This window comes from Microbacterium sp. ISL-103 (assembly GCF_018613995.1).
Classification (GTDB): Bacteria; Actinomycetota; Actinomycetes; order Actinomycetales; family Microbacteriaceae; genus Microbacterium.
In genome coordinates, this window is the sequence record NZ_JAGGPD010000389.1 from 1 (window position 1) to 4,180 (window position 4,180).

The 4,180-nt window shown below is 64.5% G+C and carries 6 protein-coding genes; 2 read left to right on the forward strand and 4 right to left on the reverse strand.

Annotation, left to right across the window (positions count from 1 at the left end):
- The 3 genes from J7E68_RS14035 to J7E68_RS14045 all read right to left on the reverse strand — a co-directional run.
- On the reverse strand, positions 1-1,204 hold a 1,204-nt coding region (locus tag J7E68_RS14035), incomplete at its 3' end, for an HAD-IC family P-type ATPase (RefSeq protein ID WP_396652508.1).
- A gap of 55 nt (positions 1,205-1,259) precedes the next feature.
- Positions 1,260-1,583 carry a heavy-metal-associated domain-containing protein gene (locus J7E68_RS14040; RefSeq protein ID WP_017201932.1) on the reverse strand — a complete coding sequence of 108 codons (324 nt, stop codon included), beginning with the start codon at positions 1,581-1,583 and terminating at the stop codon, positions 1,260-1,262.
- 32 nt (positions 1,584-1,615) lie between these two features.
- Positions 1,616-1,897 carry a metal-sensitive transcriptional regulator gene (locus tag J7E68_RS14045; RefSeq protein WP_026049679.1) on the reverse strand — a complete coding sequence of 94 codons (282 nt, stop codon included), beginning with the start codon at positions 1,895-1,897 and terminating at the stop codon, positions 1,616-1,618.
- A 161-nt stretch (positions 1,898-2,058) separates the two neighbouring features.
- Here J7E68_RS14045 and J7E68_RS14050 point away from each other — a divergent pair, with 161 nt between their 5' ends.
- Together J7E68_RS14050 and J7E68_RS14055 are read left to right on the forward strand one after the other, a co-directional pair.
- Complete coding sequence (locus J7E68_RS14050; protein ID WP_029273828.1) at positions 2,059-2,625, forward strand: TlpA disulfide reductase family protein; 567 nt, start codon at positions 2,059-2,061, stop codon at positions 2,623-2,625.
- Positions 2,622-3,383: a cytochrome c biogenesis CcdA family protein gene (locus tag J7E68_RS14055; RefSeq protein WP_029264089.1), complete on the forward strand. Its 762-nt coding sequence runs from the start codon at positions 2,622-2,624 to the stop codon at positions 3,381-3,383. The genes J7E68_RS14050 and J7E68_RS14055 overlap by 4 nt, the downstream gene beginning before the upstream one ends.
- 97 nt (positions 3,384-3,480) lie before the next feature.
- Here the strand turns inward: J7E68_RS14055 and J7E68_RS14060 are convergent.
- A partial coding sequence (locus tag J7E68_RS14060) for a M23 family metallopeptidase (protein WP_215173567.1) occupies positions 3,481-4,180 on the reverse strand: 700 nt, incomplete at its 5' end.

The following is a 4,180-nucleotide window of genomic DNA, read 5'->3' on the forward strand; positions in this document are numbered from 1 at the left end:
CGGGGGTGCCCTTGGTGAGGGTACCCGTCTTGTCGAACAGGACCGTGTCGACGGTGCGCATGCTTTCCAGTGCGAGGCGATCCTTGATCAGCACGCCCCCACGGGCAGCCCGTTCCGTCGCGATCGACACGACAAGCGGGATCGCGAGACCCAGAGCATGCGGGCAGGCGATCACCAGCACCGTGATCGTGCGGATCACCGCCGCGTCGGGCTGCCCGACGAGAGTCCAGACAATCGCGGTGATCGCGGCAGCGCCGAGCGCGAACCAGAACAGCCACCCCGCCGCCTTATCCGCGAGTCGCTGCGCCCGCGACGAGGAACTCTGCGCTTCCGTGACGAGTTTCTGGATCCCCGCGAGAGCGGTGTCTTCGCCGATGGCGGTGATCTCGACCCGCACGCCGGAATCGGTTGCGACGGTGCCGGCGATGACCGGGTCGCCATCGCTGCGCCGCACGGGCCGGGACTCGCCGGTGATCATCGACTCGTCCATGCTGGCCGATCCCTGAACGATGCGCCCATCGGCGGGGACCCGCCCGCCCGGACGCACGACCACGACACCGCCTACCTGCAAGTCCGAGGGCGCGACCGTTACGGTCGTATCGCCGTCGACCTTTTCTGCCTCGTCAGGCAGCAACGCCGCTAAGGAATCCAAGGCCGATGTCGTCTGCGCGAGCGAGCGCATCTCGATCCAGTGACCAAGCAGCATGATCACGATCAGCAGCGCCAGCTCCCACCAGAAATCCAACTCGTGGTGCAGCATGCCGAGGCTCGCACCCCAGGACGCCAGGAATGCCACGGTGATCGCAAGGGCGATCAGCAGCATCATCCCGGGCTTGCGTGCACGGAGCTCGCTCACGGCACCCGTGAGGAACGGGGCCCCGCCCCACACATACATCACGGTCCCGAGAACCGGGGACACCCAACCCACCCACGCGGCGTCGGGCAATGGGTACCCGAGCAGCATCGAGAACATCATCGAGAACCCAACCACAGGGGCCGCGAGGACCAGCATGATCCAGAACAACCGCCGGAACTGACCGACATGATCGCCGTGACCGCCGTGACCGCCGTGGCTCGTGTGACCAGCGTGCTCTGGGGGAGCACCGTGGTCGTGGCTCATCGCCGTGTGGTTATGCTCCGTTGTCGGCACGCTGCCGTGATCCTGATGCGCAGTGTGTTCGTGGTGCTGGTCATGCTGGCTCATCGGAAACTCCTTGCTCGGATGCACCCGGATCAGCCGGGCGCAAACGGATAGCGACTCAGATCGGGGAGGTCGCGAGGGTGTAGCCGGCCTCTTCAACCGCAGCCCGTACAGCCGTGGGATCGATAGGGGCGGCGCTGTGGACAATCACGCGGGATGCCCCGCCGGCATTCAGGTCGACCGTGACACCGTCGACACCATCGATGGCGTTCAGCTCATCGCTGACGCTGGAGGCGCAATGCGAGCATGTCATCCCCGCAACCAAGATCTCGGCCGAGACCGGGGCCGCGACAGGCGCGGATGCGTCAACGGATGAAGGGGCAGCGCAGCATGCGCACCCCGCATTCGCGTCCTTCAAGCCGAGTTCGATGCGATCAGTCATGATGTGCTCCTTCGAGTAGACAGACGTAGTAGTTATGAACGGACGAGACGAGCGATCGCTTCGTTGGCCTCGCGGACCTTCGCCGCAGCCACCTCGCCTCCCTCAGCACTTGCCTGAGCGACACAATGAGCGAGATGGTCACTGAGTAGCGACAACGCCACCGTCTCGAGGGCCTTCGTCGCCGCAGACACCTGCGTCAAGATATCGATGCAGTACTTGTCCTCATCAACCATTCGTGCGATACCTCGCACCTGACCCTCTACCCGGCTCAACCGCTTACGCAGATCAGCCTTGTTGCTCTCGTAGCCGTTCACTCCCAAAAACATACCCCCTAGGGGTATATAACACAATGCATGCGAGTCTATTCCCGGTCGGGAAGTGTCCGGGGCAAAGGTGACGCATAGGTGATCTGTGTAAGGTTCGAAATATGCGTCGAAGACCCCGCTTTCGTGCCGTTCGTGGCGCGGTCGGGGCCATGCTCGCTGTGTCCGTGATCGGGCTGACCGGGTGCGCGCCGGATCCGGTCAGCGATTCCTTCCTTAAGGGTGAGAACACCGGGTATGTGGCCGCCGACGGCGCGATTGTCGAGATCCCGGTGGCCGAGCGGAGCGAACCAGTCGTCTTCAGCGGCGTTACTGAAACTGGCGATGATTTCGACAGTGCCGACAACGCCGGCAAGGTCACGGTGGTCAACTTCTGGTACGCGGGGTGCGCGCCGTGCCGCGTGGAGGCGAAGGATCTCGAGAGCGTCTGGCGCGAGTACGGCGGCGAGGATGTAGCTTTCATCGGCATCAATACCCGCGACCAGGCTGACACTGCCCAGGCTTTCTCCGACGAGTTTGGCATCACCTACCCGAGCCTGATCGACGTGAACACGGCCGAGGCGAAACTCGCTTTCTCCGAGGTGGTGCCGATCCAGGCGACACCAACGACTCTCGTGCTCGACAAACAGGGACGCGTCGCCGCCCGCATCATCGGACCCATCGACGGCACCTCGATCCTCTCGACGCTCGTCAAGGACGCTCTGGCGGAGACACCATGAACGCCGACACCATCATCGGGTCCGGTGCGCTCTGGCTCGCAGTCCCCGTCGCGATGCTCGCCGGTCTCGTGTCGTTCCTGTCGCCCTGCGTACTCCCGCTGGTCCCCGGCTACCTCGGCTTCCTTGGTGGGGCGGTCGCGCCGGGCTCGAAGGGTGGCGCGACGAATGCAGTCGCGCCCCAGCGCCGTCAGCTCGTAGTCGGCGTACTGCTGTTCATCCTCGGATTCAGCGTCGTCTTCGTTCTCATCACCGCGCTGGGCGGCACGGCCGGCGTGTTCTTCCTACGCTGGGGCGACCTAGTCACACGCATCCTCGGAGTCGTCATCATCCTGATGGGGCTCGTCTTTCTCGGGTTGTTCAGTTTCGCCCAGCGGGAGGTTCGCTTCCACGTCGGCTCCCGGGCCGGAATCGCAGGGGCGCCGCTACTTGGAGTGGCACTCGGTATCGGCTGGGCACCGTGCATGGGTCCGACGCTTGCCGCGATCATCGCGCTTTCGTTCAATGCTGGCGACCCTGTCCGGGCCGGCTTCCTCGGCCTCGCGTATTCGCTCGGCCTCGGCATCCCGTTCCTGTTGGTCGCATTCGGGTTCGGTTGGGCGGCGAAGACAGCCGAGTTCCTCCGTCGTCACATCCGAGTGGTGAACGTCTGCGGCGGCATACTGCTGATCGTCCTCGGCCTCCTGATGGTGACAGGGCTGTGGACCGACATCATGTCGCGGCTGACGGCGGTGATGGGCAGCGTCATCCTCCCTCTTTGAGATCCCTAGCAAGGATGTCGCGAGTGACGACTGGAGCAGCCCTCTCTACCCGACTGCTCGTGTCGACGGCACCACTTCGTAATCCCGTGTCGGAGCTTTAGATATAGACGCCGCGGTCTTCCATGAATCGGACGGGGTTGGTGTAACCACCATTGATATAGACCTCGAAATGCAGATGGCAGCCGAAGGAGCGTCCAGTGTCACCTGCGTAAGCGATGACCTGGCCGGAGTTGACCCATTGGCCTCGACCGACGACGATGCCTCCTGGTTTGATGTGGGCGTAGCCGGTGCTGACGCCTCCGCCGTGTTGGATTCGGACGTAGTTGCCGTAGTTACCGTTGGCGCCGGCGTAGTCCACGGTTCCGGAGTTGGCGGCGTAGATCGCGGCACCGCAGCCGTTGGCCATGTCCGCGCCGTAGTGGTAGCTCGAGGAGCAGCCCTGCGAGCCACAGATCGGGGTCCGAGGACCGTAGCTTGAGCTGCGGCCGCCTCCGTGGGGCCGGACCCAACCGCCACTTCCGGCGGAGCCTCCGCCGCCACCATTGCCGCCTCCGTTGGCTGCGGCTTCGGCGGCTTCGCGTTCGCGACGGGCTCTCTCTTCTGCCTCGCGGGCGGCCACACCCGCCTGATAGCCGGCGACCGTCTGCGTGGTGGTGTCTTTCAGCGCGGCGAGCTGCGCCTGCATCGTCTCGAGGTTCGCGGCTTGCTCGTCGAGCGCGGCCTGTGCGGCGTCGGCCGCTTCTTGTGCGGCAATCATCTTCTGCTCTGCGACCTGCTGCAGTCGGTCCCGTTCGTCG

Coding starts and splice junctions, on each gene's coding strand:
- J7E68_RS14040 (WP_017201932.1), bottom strand. CDS start 1,583: ATGACTGATCGCATCGAACTCGGCTTGAAGGACGCGAATGCGGGGTGC.
- J7E68_RS14050 (WP_029273828.1), top strand. CDS start 2,059: ATGCTCGCTGTGTCCGTGATCGGGCTGACCGGGTGCGCGCCGGATCCG.
- J7E68_RS14055 (WP_029264089.1), top strand. CDS start 2,622: ATGAACGCCGACACCATCATCGGGTCCGGTGCGCTCTGGCTCGCAGTC.